The sequence below is a fragment of the Desulfovibrio piger genome, from assembly GCF_900116045.1.
GTDB lineage: Bacteria > Desulfobacterota > Desulfovibrionia > Desulfovibrionales > Desulfovibrionaceae > Desulfovibrio > Desulfovibrio piger_A.
In genome coordinates, this window is sequence record NZ_LT630450.1 from 2,392,165 (window position 1) to 2,406,241 (window position 14,077).

At 67.1% G+C, this 14,077-nt stretch carries 16 protein-coding genes; 7 read left to right on the forward strand and 9 right to left on the reverse strand.

What is annotated here, in order from left to right; translation table 11 throughout:
• Window positions 1-479: 479 nt before the first annotated feature.
• From dxr to DESPIGER_RS10655, 5 genes are all read left to right on the forward strand, one after another.
• Window positions 480-1,799, forward strand: a complete 1,320-nt coding sequence (dxr, locus tag DESPIGER_RS10635) for a 1-deoxy-D-xylulose-5-phosphate reductoisomerase (protein WP_072336612.1) — start codon at window positions 480-482, stop codon at window positions 1,797-1,799.
• The gene (rseP, locus tag DESPIGER_RS10640) at window positions 1,793-2,950 is read left to right on the forward strand and encodes an RIP metalloprotease RseP (protein WP_072336615.1); all 1,158 of its coding nucleotides are present in this window, start codon (window positions 1,793-1,795) and stop codon (window positions 2,948-2,950) included. Before dxr ends, rseP begins: the two co-directional genes overlap by 7 nt.
• Window positions 2,951-2,989: 39 nt before the next feature.
• The gene (locus DESPIGER_RS10645) at window positions 2,990-3,340 is read left to right on the forward strand and encodes a TIGR04076 family protein (protein WP_072336618.1); all 351 of its coding nucleotides are present in this window, start codon (window positions 2,990-2,992) and stop codon (window positions 3,338-3,340) included.
• A gap of 1 nt (window position 3,341) precedes the next feature.
• On the forward strand, window positions 3,342-4,148 hold the full coding sequence (gene tsaB, locus DESPIGER_RS10650) for a tRNA (adenosine(37)-N6)-threonylcarbamoyltransferase complex dimerization subunit type 1 TsaB (RefSeq protein WP_072336621.1): 807 nt from the start codon (window positions 3,342-3,344) through the stop codon (window positions 4,146-4,148).
• A 128-nt stretch (window positions 4,149-4,276) separates the two neighbouring features.
• Window positions 4,277-4,783 carry a hypothetical protein gene (locus DESPIGER_RS10655; RefSeq protein ID WP_072336623.1) on the forward strand — a complete coding sequence of 169 codons (507 nt, stop codon included), beginning with the start codon at window positions 4,277-4,279 and terminating at the stop codon, window positions 4,781-4,783.
• A gap of 398 nt (window positions 4,784-5,181) precedes the next feature.
• Here DESPIGER_RS10655 and DESPIGER_RS10660 read toward each other — a convergent pair whose 3' ends face one another.
• Together DESPIGER_RS10660 and DESPIGER_RS10665 are read right to left on the reverse strand one after the other, a co-directional pair.
• Complete coding sequence (locus DESPIGER_RS10660; protein WP_231927570.1) at window positions 5,182-6,249, reverse strand: tetratricopeptide repeat protein; 1,068 nt, start codon at window positions 6,247-6,249, stop codon at window positions 5,182-5,184.
• 11 nt (window positions 6,250-6,260) lie between these two features.
• Window positions 6,261-8,048 carry an LIC12162 family transferase gene (locus DESPIGER_RS10665; protein WP_072336627.1) on the reverse strand — a complete coding sequence of 596 codons (1,788 nt, stop codon included), beginning with the start codon at window positions 8,046-8,048 and terminating at the stop codon, window positions 6,261-6,263.
• Between the two features lie 189 nt (window positions 8,049-8,237).
• Here DESPIGER_RS10665 and DESPIGER_RS10670 point away from each other — a divergent pair, with 189 nt between their 5' ends.
• Window positions 8,238-9,152, forward strand: a complete 915-nt coding sequence (locus tag DESPIGER_RS10670; protein WP_072336630.1) for a DMT family transporter — start codon at window positions 8,238-8,240, stop codon at window positions 9,150-9,152.
• The gene (rdgB, locus tag DESPIGER_RS10675; RefSeq protein WP_072336633.1) at window positions 9,149-9,787 is read left to right on the forward strand and encodes an RdgB/HAM1 family non-canonical purine NTP pyrophosphatase; all 639 of its coding nucleotides are present in this window, start codon (window positions 9,149-9,151) and stop codon (window positions 9,785-9,787) included. The genes DESPIGER_RS10670 and rdgB overlap by 4 nt, the downstream gene beginning before the upstream one ends.
• 477 nt (window positions 9,788-10,264) lie before the next feature.
• Here the strand turns inward: rdgB and DESPIGER_RS10680 are convergent, their stop codons facing one another.
• From DESPIGER_RS10680 to DESPIGER_RS10710, 7 genes are read right to left on the reverse strand one after another with little or no spacing between them, the layout of a single operon-like run.
• Entirely contained in the window at window positions 10,265-10,813 is a 549-nt protein-coding gene (locus DESPIGER_RS10680; protein WP_072336636.1) for a 4Fe-4S dicluster domain-containing protein, read from the reverse strand.
• Complete coding sequence (locus DESPIGER_RS10685; RefSeq protein ID WP_072336639.1) at window positions 10,806-11,186, reverse strand: hydrogenase maturation nickel metallochaperone HypA; 381 nt, start codon at window positions 11,184-11,186, stop codon at window positions 10,806-10,808. Before DESPIGER_RS10685 ends, DESPIGER_RS10680 begins: the two co-directional genes overlap by 8 nt.
• A 13-nt stretch (window positions 11,187-11,199) precedes the next feature.
• Complete coding sequence (locus DESPIGER_RS10690; RefSeq protein ID WP_072336642.1) at window positions 11,200-12,288, reverse strand: nickel-dependent hydrogenase large subunit; 1,089 nt, start codon at window positions 12,286-12,288, stop codon at window positions 11,200-11,202.
• Entirely contained in the window at window positions 12,285-12,824 is a 540-nt protein-coding gene (locus DESPIGER_RS10695; protein ID WP_072336645.1) for an NADH-quinone oxidoreductase subunit C, read from the reverse strand. Before DESPIGER_RS10695 ends, DESPIGER_RS10690 begins: the two co-directional genes overlap by 4 nt.
• A gap of 21 nt (window positions 12,825-12,845) precedes the next feature.
• On the reverse strand, window positions 12,846-13,427 hold the full coding sequence (locus DESPIGER_RS10700) for a 4Fe-4S binding protein (RefSeq protein ID WP_072336648.1): 582 nt from the start codon (window positions 13,425-13,427) through the stop codon (window positions 12,846-12,848).
• Window positions 13,428-13,429: 2 nt separating this feature from the next.
• Window positions 13,430-13,624 (reverse strand): hypothetical protein, encoded by a 195-nt coding sequence (locus tag DESPIGER_RS10705; protein WP_072336651.1) that lies wholly within the window; start codon window positions 13,622-13,624, stop codon window positions 13,430-13,432.
• Entirely contained in the window at window positions 13,625-14,074 is a 450-nt protein-coding gene (locus tag DESPIGER_RS10710) for an NADH-quinone oxidoreductase subunit B family protein (protein WP_006007884.1), read from the reverse strand.
• Window positions 14,075-14,077: the final 3 nt, after the last annotated feature.

Sequence of the window (14,077 nt, forward strand, 5' to 3'; positions counted from 1 at the left end):
CCCCCGCGCGGAAAATGGGGAGGGCGCTGGCGCTTTCCGGTGAGCCGCCGGATGACGGCCGCTGCCCGGCCTCCGGGCGTGGTCGCCTGCGCGGCGAGGCGGCAAGGGGCCGGGGCCTGGGCAGCCCCAGGCCCCCTGCCCCGCCTCTGGTCCCCGGCCCTGTGCGGGGCGCGCCGGGACGGACGGCACCGCGCCTTCGGCGCACGCCGTCAAACGGCGCGCGCAATGGGTGGGAGAGGGCCCGGATATGTGGAGAGGGGGTATCCGGTCGGGACGAAGACCGTTGACCGGGAAGGAAAGAGCGGAGGGGCGGCAGATAGCCCATACTCTCCCGGGAGATATGGCCGCGGCATCTTGCGCCTCCTTTCCTCCGCAACATGCCTGCTTCCCCTTCTTCCTCCTTCCGGCCCGCTCTCGACGCGGCAAGGGATTTTTGGCATGCTGTGGACGATTTTGTCCCGGAGACAAAGGAGAAACACATGTCAGATCTGTGGCCCGGGCTGGACGGCCCTGCGATTCGGTATATTTCGGAAGCGCCTTCCGAGGCGTGGCGGCACGGCGTGCGCCGGCTTGTCCTTTTGGGCTCCACCGGTTCCATCGGCGGGAACACCCTGGCGGCCATCCGTTCGCGGCGGCGTGAATGCGAGGTGCTGGGCCTTTCCTGCGCGCGCAACATCAAGACCCTGGCCGGGCAGGCGCAGGAGTTCCGGCCCCCGTACCTGGCCGTGCTGGACGAGGCTTCGGCCGCGGGCCTGCGCAAATTGCTGCCCACGGGCTACACGCCCGAGATCCTGGTGGGAAGCCAAGGCTATGCCCGGCTGGCGGCCCTGCCCGAAGCGGACACCGTGCTTTCGGCGCAGGTGGGCGCGGCGGGACTGGCCGGGACGCTGGCGGCCGCGCTGGCGGGCAAGGTCATCTGCCTGGCCAACAAGGAATCGCTGGTGCTGGCCGGTGACATGCTGCGCCAGGTCTGCGCCCGCACCCATGCCAGCATCCTGCCGGTGGACTCCGAACACAACGCCATCTTCCAGTGCCTGGCCGGACGCGGGCAGGAGGTGGACCGCCTGCTGCTGACGGCTTCCGGCGGCCCGTTCCGCGGCCGCAGCCGCGAGGAGCTGCGCAACGTGACCCGCGCGCAGGCCCTGGATCATCCCAACTGGAAGATGGGCGCCAAGATCAGCATCGACTCGGCCACCATGATGAACAAGGCGCTGGAAGTGGTGGAAGCCTTCCACCTGTACGGCGTGCCGCTGGAAAAGATCACGGTGCTGGTGCATCCGCAGTCGCTGGTGCATTCGCTGGTGCAGTTCACGGACGGCAGCCAGCTGGCGCAGCTGGGCACGCCGGACATGCGCATCCCCATCGCGGCCTGCCTGTTCTGGCCCCGCTGTGTGGATACGGGCGTGCCGCCGCTGGATCTGGTCAGGGCCGGCACCCTGCAGTTCTTCGCCCCCGACGACGAGGCCTTCCCGGCCCTGAAGCTGGCGCGTCGCGCCCTGCGGGAGCGCGGCGGCATGTCGGTGGTGATGAACGCCGCCAACGAGGCCGCCGTGGAGCTGTTCCTGTCCGGCAAGTGCGCCTTTGCCGACATCGCGGAGCTGGTCGCGGCCGCCATGGACGCCCATGCCGCCGGCGGACCGGGACACGAGCCGTTCTGCCCGCCGCTGTCCTGCAGCGGCCATGACAGTCTTGCCCTTGAACGGGAAGTGACTATCTTGACAGAGCGCATGTCGCGCCTTGACCTGAAAACTCGCGAGCTGGTGAAGCAGCTGGCCCGCGCCGGAGTTGACGAGTGCTGACGACCATCGTTGCCGCCATCATTGTCCTTGGCGGCCTGATCTTCTTCCATGAACTGGGACATTTCACCGTGGCCCGCTGTCTGGGCATGGGCGTGTCCACCTTTTCCCTGGGCTTTGGCCCCAAACTGCTCAAGTACCGCCACGGCAAGACGGAATACGCCCTGTCGCTGGTGCCTCTGGGCGGCTATGTGGCCCTGGTGGGCGAGAACGACGAGAACGACATCCCCAGCGGCTTCACCCGGGAGGAATGCTTTTCCCTGCGGCCCGCGTGGCAGCGCTTCCTCGTGATCGCGGCCGGGCCCTTCGCCAACATCCTGCTGGCCTGCATCCTGTGCTGGGTGGTGGCCTGGGGCTGGGGCAATGCCGTCATGCTGCCGCAGGTGGGCACCGTCATGCCCCGGAGCGCGGCGGCACAGGCCGGCCTGCAGAAAGGCGACCTGATCCTGGGCATCGACGGCCGCCCCCTCGGCTCGTGGGACGAGATATCCCCCACCGTGGCCGCGGCCAACGGCCGTCCCCTGACCCTGACCGTGGCCCGGCAGCCCGCCGAGGGCATGACCCAGGGCACGGAACTGGAACTGACCCTGACGCCGCAGTGGAGCACGCGCAAGACCATCTTCGGCGAGGATGAGAAAGCCTGGCTCATCGGCATCGGGCCGCTGGGCTCGGTACGCGTGGAGGAACTGGGCTTTGCCGAGGCGCTGAGGACGGGCCTCGTCCAGACCTGGCGTCTGGTGGACCTGACCTGGCAGAGCTTCGTCAAGCTGGCCCAGCGCGTGGTGCCCGCCGACCAGGTGGGCGGCCCCATCATGATCGCCCAGATGGTGGGCCAGCAGGCGGAGCAGGGCCTTGTGGGCGTGCTCGGCCTGGCGGCGCTCATCAGCATCAACCTGGCCATCCTCAACCTGCTGCCCGTGCCCGTGCTGGACGGCGGCCAGATGCTCTTCTGCCTCATCGAGATGCTCTTCCGCCGCCCCGTGCCGCAGAAGATCCAGGAATGGGGCATGCGCGTGGGCATGGCCCTGCTGCTGAGCCTGATGATCTTTGCCACCTTCAACGACGTGACACGCATCATCAATACGCCGGATGCGGCCCCGGCCGCGGAAAAATCCCTGCCTTCCGGGAACGATGGCGGGACGGAAGGGCGCTGATCCGGCAGGGGCGACAGGGACAGCGCCCGGGGAGGAAGCATGAAAAAAGTCAGGATAACGGTCCTCAAAACGACATTCGACAAGGAACTTGCCGACCGGTACGGCGCGGAAGGGCTGGGCCCCTGCCCCATGCTGCGGCAGGGACAGGTCTTTTACGGCGACTATGCCAAACCGGACGGCCTGTGCGATGAAGCCTGGAAAGCCATGTACCAGTATGTGTTCGCCCTGGCCCACGGCGCGGAGAAGGACCTGTTCTACTACGGGGACTGGATACGCACCCCCGGTGTGGCCGTCTGCAGCTGCAATGACGGCCTGCGCCCCGTGATCTTCAAGCTGGAGGCCACGGACGAGGAATGCCGTCTGCCGGAATATCCGGTGCAGGAGGGATAGGATGGATGCGCAGCACGGAACGGGGCTGGAGCTGATACTCAACGCCGCTGAAGGCGTGTTGCAGATCGTGGTCACGGAGGATGAGCACATCCTTTGCGCGCAGGAATGGTACCGCAGCGAGCGGGCCACGGAGATCCTGGCCCCGGCGCTGGCCGAGCTGGCCACGTCGCTGGGCATCCGCTGGAGCGATCTGCGCCGCATGGCCTGCGTGCGCGGACCGGGCTCCTTCACGGGCATCCGCCTGACCCTGGCCACGGCGGCGGCCCTGCGCCGTTGCGGCCGGGCGCAGCTGGCCGGGCTGGACTACATGCAGGCCCTGGCCACCACGGCCGTCATGCAGCGCGGCATGCTCTACGGCGGCCACATCTGGGTCCTGACCCATGCCCGCCGCAACCTTGTCCACTGCCAGCCCTTCGTCAGCTACGGGCCCGAGATCCCGGCCCAGCCCCTGCAGGGCGTGTCCCTGTGCACGCCGGCCGAGGCCGTGGCGGCCATCACGGCCGATACGGCGGACGCCGCTCTGGTCTGCGGTACGGGCCTGCGGCGCAACGCGGACGCCTGCGCGCCCCTGGAATCCCTGTCCGCCGTGACCTGTCTGCCCGCCTGCATCCATGCCTCCACCGGGGCCCTGTGCCTGCTGGCGCGTCACGGTGACTATGCTCCCGAGGACATCGAGCCGCTGTATGTGCGCCCCTGCGATGCCGTGGACAATCTGCCCGATCTGGCCCGCCGCCAGGGCCGGGACAGCGATGCCGCCACCGCCGAGCTGGAACGTCTGCTGCATCTGGCCCCGGACAGCGAGATCTGACGTTTGATGTGCCGGGGCCTGTCCCGGCGGGCAAGGCCCCCGGCGCACGCCCGGGCGCGTTTTCAGCGGGGCGTGCCTGCCCTCCCGGAGCCTTTCACAGCGATGTCCTTTGCCAAGGAGGAACGCGCATGTCCGATGAACATGTCCTTGAGGGCAGCGATGCCGGTGAACGGCCCCTGCTCAGTTATCGCCAGTCCTGGCTGGCCTGGGCCGGGCCGGTGCTGATGCTGCTGGTCTGTGTGGCCCTGTGCGTGGCCGGGCAGCGCTACATGCCGGAATTTTTCTGGATCTTCACGGGCGTGGGCGCCCTGCTGGTGCTGTGCATGGCCTACAGGATACTGCTGGTGCGCAGCGTGCACCTGTACGCCGACAGCAAGGGCGTCTGGCTGTACCGGGGCATCCTGCCCTGGAACCGGGGCGTGGTGGGCGTCAAATGGCGCGATATGGAAGACGCGGCCTTCACTTCGGGGTTCAGCAGCTGGCTGTTCAACAGCTACACCGTGCGGGTGGGAAACCGCTTTTCGCAGCAGAGCGAGATACTGGTGCACAACATCGCCGACGGACGCGAAGCCGTGAACCGGCTCAACGAGATGCAGGGACGTTTTTGCGGTCGTGCCGCCCGGCATGACGATTAAAGCCTGCCCCGTCTGAACCGGGGAAAGCGATGCGAGAGGGGGAGGGGCGTTTTTGGGTAAAAACTGCCCCTCCTCCTCTCGCGCTCTTCCCCACCCCGAAAAAACTTTTCTTCCGGTCTGTATGGCGGGCATGGTGTCGCAAGGCTGGATCGGCCCGGCGCAAGGCTCACATTTCGTCCATATATTCCTCTGGAGGGCATAAGAAACGCCCCGTATCAGCTTGATACGGGGCGTTTCTGTGCTGCCTGGGGACAGACGCCCGGCACGGTTTCGGCGTCTCTGATGACCGTCAGGGGCCATAATAAAAGTTTTAGGGAAGGAGAGGGGGGAGTTTGAGGGGGGAGAGGGAGGACCCTTTTCCAAAAGGGGCTCCCTCTCCCCCCTCATCACCCTTACTCTTACTTGCGGTTCTGGGCGCGCAGATAGGCCTTGGCGTCGGGGTCGCCGTTCTTGGCGGCCAGACGGTACCAGCGGGTGGCTTCGGAAAGGTTGCGCTGCACGCCGGTGCCCTGGTCGTACATGAGGCCCAGGCTGTACTGGGCGGCGGGCTCGTTCTGGTCAGCGGCCTTGCGGTACCATTCCACGGCCTTGGCATAGTCCTGCGGCACGCCGCGGCCCTGTTCATACATGAAGCCCAGGTTGTACTGGGCCTCGGCATAGCCGCGCTCGGCGGCGCGGGTGTACCATTCCACGGCCTTGAGGTTGTCCTGGGCAAAGCCGCGGCCTTCGGCGTACATGTAGGCCAGATTGTTCTGGGCCTTGAGATGGTCCTGCTCGGCGGCGCGCTGGAACCAGTGGGCCGCCTTGGTGTCGTCCTGATTGCTGGCCTTGGCGTTGAGGTACATCCAGCCCAGGGAATACTGGGCATCGGCCAGCCCCTGGTTGGCGGCACGGCCGTACCAGTCGATGGCCTCGTTCTCGCTTTTGCGCACGCCGCGCCCGTGGGCGTAGAGATAGCCCAGATTGTACTGGGCCATGGCCAGGCCCTGTTCGGCGGCCTTGCGGAACCAGCGCCCGGCCTCGCCGTAATTGCGCCGCACGCCGTCGCCCGTGGCCAGGGCGGTGGCCAGCGCGTTCTGGGCGTTGGCCAGGCCCTTGTCCGCGGCCTGGCGGAACAGGGTCACGGCGCGCTGGGGGCTCTTCTTGACGCCGCGCCCGTCCTGGGTCAGACGGCCGAGGATGTACAGGGCCTCGGCATTGCCGCTCTTGGTGAGCGGCGTGAGCAGGGCGACGGCCTTCTTGTAATCCTTGCTGTCCAGGGCGCTCTGGACTTCGCCCAGCACGGCATCCGCGGCGCGCTCTTCGGGGCTGGGGCCGCTTTCGGCGGCCTGCGCAGGGGCGGGGGCGTTGGCCGCGGCATCGGCCGCCGGGACGGGCACGGGCAGCAGCAGGCACAGGGCCAGGACGGCGGGCAGGACGGACAACGGCAGGCGGCACAGGGCGCTGCCGGTGGATATGCGGGACATGGGAGGTCTCCTTACAGACGTTGCAGCAATGAAACGATGGGGGCATCCGGGCCCTTGGGATCGACGAAGGCGTGTTCGCGGCAGAAAGCCCGGCGGGCGGCCTGGACGCGCTCCTCCTGCCACCAGCGGGCGGGGTTTTCCCAGACTTCCCGGACCTTGGCGGCGGCCGCCTCGGCGGAGGGCTGCCAGATGCCGGCCCCGGCCAGCAGGTCCAGCCGGGCCAGGGCTTCGTCGGTCATGGGCCAGATGGATCTGTCCCAGTAGGCGATGGTGGGCACATTGGCGGCCAGGGCCTGGAGCAGGGTGGTGCCGTGATGGTCCAGCACCATGAGGGCGCAGGTGAGCATCCGGGCTTCCAGCGGGCCGCTGCACAGGCGCACATGGGGGAAGCGCGGCAACAGCCAGGGGGCATCGTCCAGCGCGCCCGGGGCATCGAAATGGGGACGGTAGAGGATCTTGTCGTGCAGGCGGCGGGGCAGGTCTTCCAGGAACCACTGTTTGTCTTCCCGGTACTGGAGCCATTGCAGGGGCGTGGGGCGCGAGTCGAGACGGTGGCCGTAGAGGGGCATCTCCGCGCCCACAAAGAGCAGGGTGTCGTCACCGCCGTGCCACTGGTCGGCCATAGTGGCCAGCAGGGGATAGGGCAGGGGCAGGAACTGCCCGCCCGTACCGGCGCCCGTGGCATCGTAATGGCTCCAGCCCCAGGTGCCGAAGGCATGCTGGCTGAATTCCACGAGGGGCGTCTCGCACAGGCAGCGCACCTGGCCCACATTGCCGCCGTGCTGGACGAACATGAGCCGGTGGCCGCGGGCGCGCCAGATGGCCAGCTGCCGGCGGTAGCGGGTATCCTCGTGGGCACGGACCGAAGCCACGCGCACGCGCGGGACACGCGCCGGGGCGATGTGGCCGGGATGGTCCAGCTCGGCGAGGGTCTGGGGCAGGGCGCCGATGAAAAAGGGCAGGGGATCGAGCGGCAGGTCGTGCTTCACGCCGGTGGCAGCGCTGCCGAAATGGGCGGCCAGGGGGCGGCTGGCGTCGGGCTGGCGGCTGGGATGGAGCAGGGCCAGCGAGTAGCGCAGGGCCTGATGCAGGCGCATGCCGCGCAGGGGCGGGCAGGGCAGGCGCAGCACCCAGGAGCGCGCCCAGGCCCGCAGGCGCTGTTTCAGGCCGCCGCTGTCTTCCGGCGGGATGGGCTGGCCATAGGACGCGCAGACGGGCAGGGCGTAGGAGCGGGTCCAGCGTTCGGGCCAGACGGCCTCCAGCAGGCGGGACATGAGCCAGGTGTTCCAGTCCGCGCCCAGGGCGCCGCTCATGACGAAATCATGTTCCGTGGCAAAGGCAAAAGCGCAGTCCTCGGGCAGCAGCTCCACATGCAGGGGCAGGTGGCCCCAGTCCTCCACCAGGGCGCGCACGCGCAGCCAGCGTTCCACCAGCTGGCGCGCCACGGTGCAGGCCCAGGGGGCCAGCAGGGTCTCCCAGTAGACGCCGGGCAGGTCGACCTTTTCCGGGCCCAGCAGGGAGGGCACGGGAGCATTCTCCACGGCACGCCGGTGTTGCAGGCCCAGCAGGTGCCGCCCCAGGGCCGGGATGCTGTCCACGGCCAGGGACTGGGCCATAAGCACGGCCCTGTCCAGGGTGGCGGGATCGCGCAGGGGTTCCCGGCCGAAGACGAAGCTGTCCTCCCAGCCGGGAAAAAAGTCTTCTTCCGTATCGAAACACCAGGGCCCGGCCGCCCAGTGGGTATCGGGATCGGCCCCGCGGGGCATGAGCCCCAGGACAAGATGGCGCGTTTGAGCCATGAGAGCAAACCTTGGTGGAAGTGGGCAGCGGGGGAGCCCCGTGCGGGAGTGGAGACAGCGCAACATGCGCGGCGTGACGGCCAAGATAGCCGGTTTGCGGGGAAAAGGAAAGACTGCCCCGTCCCGCTTTTGCCATTTGCGGGGCAACCTGCTATGAGAGCGCAGGAGGACGGCGGCGCCGGGAAAAGCATGAAACAGAACACATCAGGCTACCTGCTGGCCCTGCTGGCCGTGGTCATCTGGTCGGGGAACTTCGTGGTGGCGCGCGCCGTGGCGGACATGATCCCGCCGTGGCAGTGCAACTTCTGGCGCTGGTTCACGGCCTTCGCCAGCATCCTGCCCTTTGCCTGGCGCCACCTGCGCGAGGACTGGCCCGCCCTGCGCCGTCACCGGCGCTACGTGGTGCTCATGTCCCTGCTGGGCGTGACGCTGATGAACACCTTTTTCTACAAGGCCGGACAGAGCACCGAGAGCCTGAACATGGCCCTGATCGCGCCCACGGCCCCCATCATCATCCTGATCTTCTCGCGCCTGCTCTATGGCGAGGCCATCACCCCGCGCCGCCTGCTGGGCATGCTGGTGGTGGCCGCGGGCATCGTGATCCTGGTCAGCCGCGGCGACATGGAGCGCCTGGCGGCCCTGCGCTTTGCCCCCGGCGACCTCTGGTCCCTGGGCGGGGCGGCCAGCTTTGGCCTGTATTCGCTGTTCATGCGCCACCGGGGCGCGGATCTTTCGGTCCTGGGCTTCAGTGCCGCCACCTTCGGGCTGGGGGCGCTGTTCTGTGTGCCGCCCGTGCTGGCCGAGATGTGCTGGCTGCCGCCCGTGCAGTGGGAGCCCGCCGTCATCACGGGCGTGCTCTATGCCGGGGTGGGCTGTTCCTTTGGTTCCTTCTGCCTCTGGACGGCCGCCATCAGCCGTATCGGGCCCGTGCGCGCGGGCATCGTTTATTACAGCATGCCCGCGTTCGCCGCCATCGGCGCCCACATGGTCCTCAACGAGGCCGTCAATGCGGCCCAGGTGGCGGGCGGCATGCTCATCATCGGCGGCATCCTGATCGCGACACTGCAACGACCGCACCTGCCGGTGCGCAAGGAGAACCCATGAACGACAACGAAAAGCTGCGGGTGGTGCTGGCCACCCACAATGCCGGCAAGATCCGCGAGCTGGCCGATCCCATGGCCGACTTCGGCATCGAGGTGGTGGGGCTTTCCGCCTTCCCGGAGATCGGCGAGATCGAGGAGACCGGCACCACCTTTGAAGAGAACGCCCTCATCAAGGCCCGGGCCGTGTGCGCCGCCACCGGCCTTGTGGCCGTGGCCGACGACTCCGGCCTGGAAGTGGACGCCCTGGACAAGGGCCCCGGCGTCTATTCCGCCCGCTATTCCAATGACTGGGAGAGCCTGCCCGGCGAGAGCGTGGACAAGCGCAACATGCGCAAGCTGCTTTTTGAGCTGCGCGACGTGCCCCCGGCCCGGCGCTCCTGCCGCTTTGTGAGCTGCATGGTGGCCGTGCGCCCCGACGGCCGCGAGCTGGTGGTGCGCGGCACCTGGGAAGGCCGCATCCTCGAAGAGCCCCTGGGCGAGAACGGCTTTGGCTACGACCCTCTGTTCTGGGACGAGAGCATCCGCAAAAGTGCCGCCCAGCTCACCCGCGACGAGAAGAACGCCCGCAGCCATCGCGGCAACGCCCTGCGTGCCCTGCTGGCCCGCTGGTCCGATTTCATGGCCGGGAAGTCCTAGGCCGGGTGCAGATCGCTGATGCAGGGGAAGGGCTCTCGTCTCTGCCATCGATGCCCGCAAAGCTCCCGCCTCGCCAACAGGCACGGCCTGCGGCCGCCATCCGGTCGCTGCTGGCGCGAGAGGGGTTCCCCCCTCAAACTCCCCCCTCCCCAGCGCGCTTTATCGCGGCGCCTTCGGCGCCGACGGGGCGGGCCGGTGGCCGGGCTGTTTGAAGCAAAGCAAAAGAGCGTCCCCGCTGCCGCATGATGCGCGGCAGCGGGGACGCTCCACTATTTTTGTACGGGAGATGCCCCGGACAGGATGGCCCGCGGCTTTCCCGTGCCCAGCGGCAGGAAGAAGGCCGGGGCGGAGAAAAGTTTTTGGAAGGGAGATGGGGGAGCACGAGGGGGAAGAGGGAGAACCTTTTTCCAAAAAGGTTTCCCTCTTCCCCCTCGTCAAAACGCGGCTGCCATGCAGCCTGAACAGGGTCCGTGCGCGCTATTCGTCGGCGGGCTTTTTCTTTTCGGGCTTGGGCGCTTCGATGACGGTGCCGTCGGGCTCCACCATGGAAAGGGCATGCACGGGGCAGGCTTCCATGCAGGCGGTGATCTTTTTGCCGTTTTCTTCACGCCAGGCCTTGCACATGTCGCAGCGCACGGCCACTTCACGGCGGCTGCGCTGGGCCATGGTCTCGCCGCCTTCTTCGGGCATGCCGATGGTATCCAGCGAGATGGTGCCGTACGGGCAGACGGCGATGCACATCTTGCAGGCCACGCACAGCTGCACGCGCATGGTGATGCGGCCGTCCTCCTCCTGCTGCAGGGCGCCGGTGGGGCAGATGTTGCAGCAGGGGGCGGGGTTGCACTGGTGGCAGCGCACGGTGGTCTTGAAGCCTTCGGCCTTGACCACCTGCACGCGGGAGACCAGCACGTCGCGGTGTTTCATGGCTTCCTTGAAGGTCATCCCGTGGTGCGCGGCGATGCAGGCCACTTCGCAGCGGCGGCAGGCGCGGCATTTGTCGGGTACTACCTGAATATGCTCAATCATGGTTCTCCTCCGGCTCCACCTCCAGATCGGTCATCACAAGACCGTGTCCGCCGGTGAAGCGTATGGCGTCGCTGCCGCAGTGGGGGCAGATGAAATGCCGTCTGAGCAGCTCGAATGTATGTCCGCAATCCGTGCAGCGGCAGGGCAGGGGGGCGGTCCGCAGGATGAGTTCCGCGCCGTCGGCCATGCCGTCCCGGGCAAAGATCTCGAAGCAGCCTTTCAGGGTCTGCGGCTCCACACAGGAGATGAGGCCCAGCTCGCAGGTGATGCTGCGGATGCGCCGCACCCGCTGTTCCGGGTGGGCCGCATTGTGCTCTTCCACCGTTTTCAGGGCGATCTTGAGCAGGCCCTGGACAAGGCTGGCTTCGTGCATCCCCGTTTCCGGCCTAGCGCTCCGTGCAGGAGACGCAGGGGTCGATACTGTTGGTGATCAGGGCCACATCGGCCACGGCGCAGTCGCGCATCATGACGCCCAGGGCCTCCCAGTTCATGTACGAGGGCACGCGCCACTTGAGGCGGGCCGGGATGTCCGTGCCGTTGGTACGGATGTAGTAGAAGACCTCGCCGCGGGGCGCTTCGCTGCGGGCGCAGGCCTCGGCCGTGTGGATCTGGCGCATGGGCACGCAGTGGGGGCCTTCGGGCATGCGTTCGCAGCACTGGCGGATGAGCTTGAAGGATTCGAAGATCTCGTCCAGGCGCACCATGGTGCGGGAGTGGATGCAGCAGCCGTCATGGGTGATGCTTTTGAACTCCAGGTCGGGATAGGCCGCATAGGGCGAATCCTTGCGCACGTCGGTGGCGATGCCGGAACCGCGCGCCACGGGGCCCACCACGCCCAGGCGCAGGGCGTCTTCCCTGGGCAGCAGGCCCAGGCCCCTGGTACGGCCCAGGACCATGGAATTGGTGGCGTAGATCTCGCGGATCTCGTCCACGGCGGGCTCCACCTTGTCGATCATGCCCAGGATGTATTTGAGCATGTCCGGGGGCACGTCGCACTTGACGCCGCCGATGCAGTTGGAGGCCAGGTTCATGCGGTTGCCGTACACGGTCTCCTTCACGTCCTGCATCATCTCGCGCACTTCCATGACGTGCATGAACAGGGACTTGAAGCCGATGATGTGGGCCTGGATGGCGGTGTTGAACAGATGCGAGGCCACGCGCTTGATCTCTTCGGCCAGCACGCGCAGATAACGGGCGCGGGCGGGGATCTCCATGCCCAGCACGTTTTCCACGGCCATGCTGTAGGTGAAGCTGTGGCTGTTGGAACACAGCGAGCAGACACGCTCGGTGAGGGTGACGTTCTTGATGAGGTTGCGCTGGGTGGCCAGGGCTTCCATGCCGCGGTGCACATGACCGGAGGTCAGTTCCACCTTGCGGATGGTCTCGCCTTCCACGGTGAGGTTGAAGTACACGGGCTCCTCAAGGGCCACGTGCACGGGGCCCAGCGGCATGTGGAAAGTGGTGAGCTTGCTCATGCGCGTTCCCCTTCCTTTTCTTTCAGGATGCGTTCCCAGAGGTCCGTGGTACAGGCCCCGTTCATCATGATGGACAGCGGCACGGCCTCGTTGAGGATGCCTGCGTCCAGCTCCTCGTCGAGGAAGAGGCGGCGGGGGTTGGGCTGGTTGGCCACACGGATGCCGTACAGTTCCATCATCTCGCGCTCATGCCAGTCGGCATTGGCGAACAGGGGCGTGATGGAAGGCACGGTGTTGTGCTCGGCGGTCAGGGTGGCGGTGATGTTGTAGACCACGCCCTGCAGCTCGAAGTGGTAGCACAGTTCCTGCTGCTGTTCGCCCAGCTGTTTCAGGTTGTATGCCGTGATCATGCACAGGCGGGCATGGGCGGCCTGCAGGGCGGTGGCGGCCTGGCTCATGAAGCGGGGATGGTCCAGGCGGAACCAGTGGAAGGCGTTGCCGTAGGCGTCGGTGCTGTGGTGTATGGCCGTGTCGCGGGTGCAGAGGGCTCCAAGAGCCTCCATGAGCGCGGCATTGCCTTGCAGAATCTCTTGCATGTTCAATCCTCGTAAAGACGGCTAATCCGTGGTGGGCGCGGCAGAAGCAGGGGTCTGGGCGGGCTCCATGGCCTTGGGCGGTTCGGGCAGACGGCAGAGGCTGCGCTTGGCGTCCTCGATCTGGCGGCACTTGGGGCACAGGTGGCGGATCAGGTCGGGGTCGATCTCGCTGTTGCCGGCGTAGAGTTTTTTCGCCAGTTTGAGCGGCAGGGGCCGCATGAGGGTACCGCAGTGCGAGCAGGGTTCGTAATTGATGGTCTGCTGCTCCACGCGGCCGAATTTCTCCGAGTCCAGATGGGCGGAATGCCAGTCGTTGATGATGCCCATGGCCCCGGTGGGGCAGTACTGGCGGCAGGAGGCGCACAGACAGCAGGAATCCTGCCAGACCGTGATGGTGTAGCCGCTGTTGTCCGGTTTCTGGCGGATGTTGATGGCCCCGGCAGCACAGACATGACGGCACACGCCGCAGCCCATGCACAGATCGGGGTCGATCTTCACCCGGCCCCGCAAGCGCTCGGGCGTGAAAGTTTCACCCAGCGGGAAGGGATCCGTGCTGGGGCCTTGCAGCAGATTGCGGAACAGAATCTTCAGAAAACCCGCCATAATCATTCCTCCAGACCCGGGCGCGGGCCTTTGGGCGTACGGGGGATCAGGCCGCAGACGTGGTGGCAGATGCCGCAGCGCCGGCAGGGCTGTTCCCCGGATGTTGTCTCGGCAGCGGGGGAGTCACCGCCGGCGGGCGCGGCGTCACGCAGCCCCAGCCGGACGGCCAGCCGTTGCAAAAGCTTCCCCCTGTCCATTTATTCCTCGATGCCCAGCTTTTTGAGCCACATCTTCCGTGCCAGCACCACGCCTTCCAGGATGGCCTGGGGGCGGGGCGGACAGCCGGGCACGTTCACATCCACGGGGATGTAGCGCGAGATGGGGCCCTCGATGGAGTAGCCCTCGCGGAACACGCCGCCGGAGATGGGGCAGATGCCCACGGCCACGGTGATCTTGGGCTCGGGGATCTCGTTCCAGACCGCGAGCACGCGGTCGCGCACACGGGTGGTCAGCGGGCCGGTGATGAGCACGATGTCGGCATGGCGGGGGCTGCCGCAGTACCGGCACCCCAGGCGTTCCACGTCGTAGCGGGGGATGCAGGCCGTGGTGGCCAGTTCCACGTCACAGCCGTTGCAGGAGCCCGCGTTGATGCGGAAGAGCCACGGCGAGCGCACCGACAGTTTTTTGAGCATGTTGTCCAGACTCATGCC

Bases quoted from the DNA above. Each gene is read 5' to 3' on its own strand.
- DESPIGER_RS10680 (WP_072336636.1), bottom strand. From the start codon at position 10,813: ATGATTGAGCATATTCAGGTAGTACCCGACAAATGCCGCGCCTGCCGC.
- DESPIGER_RS10695 (WP_072336645.1), bottom strand. From the start codon at position 12,824: ATGCAAGAGATTCTGCAAGGCAATGCCGCGCTCATGGAGGCTCTTGGA.
- DESPIGER_RS10710 (WP_006007884.1), bottom strand. From the start codon at position 14,074: ATGAGTCTGGACAACATGCTCAAAAAACTGTCGGTGCGCTCGCCGTGG.
- DESPIGER_RS10690 (WP_072336642.1), bottom strand. From the start codon at position 12,288: ATGAGCAAGCTCACCACTTTCCACATGCCGCTGGGCCCCGTGCACGTG.
- DESPIGER_RS10685 (WP_072336639.1), bottom strand. From the start codon at position 11,186: ATGCACGAAGCCAGCCTTGTCCAGGGCCTGCTCAAGATCGCCCTGAAA.
- DESPIGER_RS10670 (WP_072336630.1), top strand. From the start codon at position 8,238: ATGAAACAGAACACATCAGGCTACCTGCTGGCCCTGCTGGCCGTGGTC.
- DESPIGER_RS10660 (WP_231927570.1), bottom strand. From the start codon at position 6,249: ATGTCCCGCATATCCACCGGCAGCGCCCTGTGCCGCCTGCCGTTGTCC.
- DESPIGER_RS10705 (WP_072336651.1), bottom strand. From the start codon at position 13,624: ATGGACAGGGGGAAGCTTTTGCAACGGCTGGCCGTCCGGCTGGGGCTG.
- rdgB (WP_072336633.1), top strand. From the start codon at position 9,149: ATGAACGACAACGAAAAGCTGCGGGTGGTGCTGGCCACCCACAATGCC.
- tsaB (WP_072336621.1), top strand. From the start codon at position 3,342: ATGGATGCGCAGCACGGAACGGGGCTGGAGCTGATACTCAACGCCGCT.
- DESPIGER_RS10655 (WP_072336623.1), top strand. From the start codon at position 4,277: ATGTCCGATGAACATGTCCTTGAGGGCAGCGATGCCGGTGAACGGCCC.
- DESPIGER_RS10700 (WP_072336648.1), bottom strand. From the start codon at position 13,427: ATGGCGGGTTTTCTGAAGATTCTGTTCCGCAATCTGCTGCAAGGCCCC.
- dxr (WP_072336612.1), top strand. From the start codon at position 480: ATGTCAGATCTGTGGCCCGGGCTGGACGGCCCTGCGATTCGGTATATT.
- DESPIGER_RS10665 (WP_072336627.1), bottom strand. From the start codon at position 8,048: ATGGCTCAAACGCGCCATCTTGTCCTGGGGCTCATGCCCCGCGGGGCC.
- DESPIGER_RS10645 (WP_072336618.1), top strand. From the start codon at position 2,990: ATGAAAAAAGTCAGGATAACGGTCCTCAAAACGACATTCGACAAGGAA.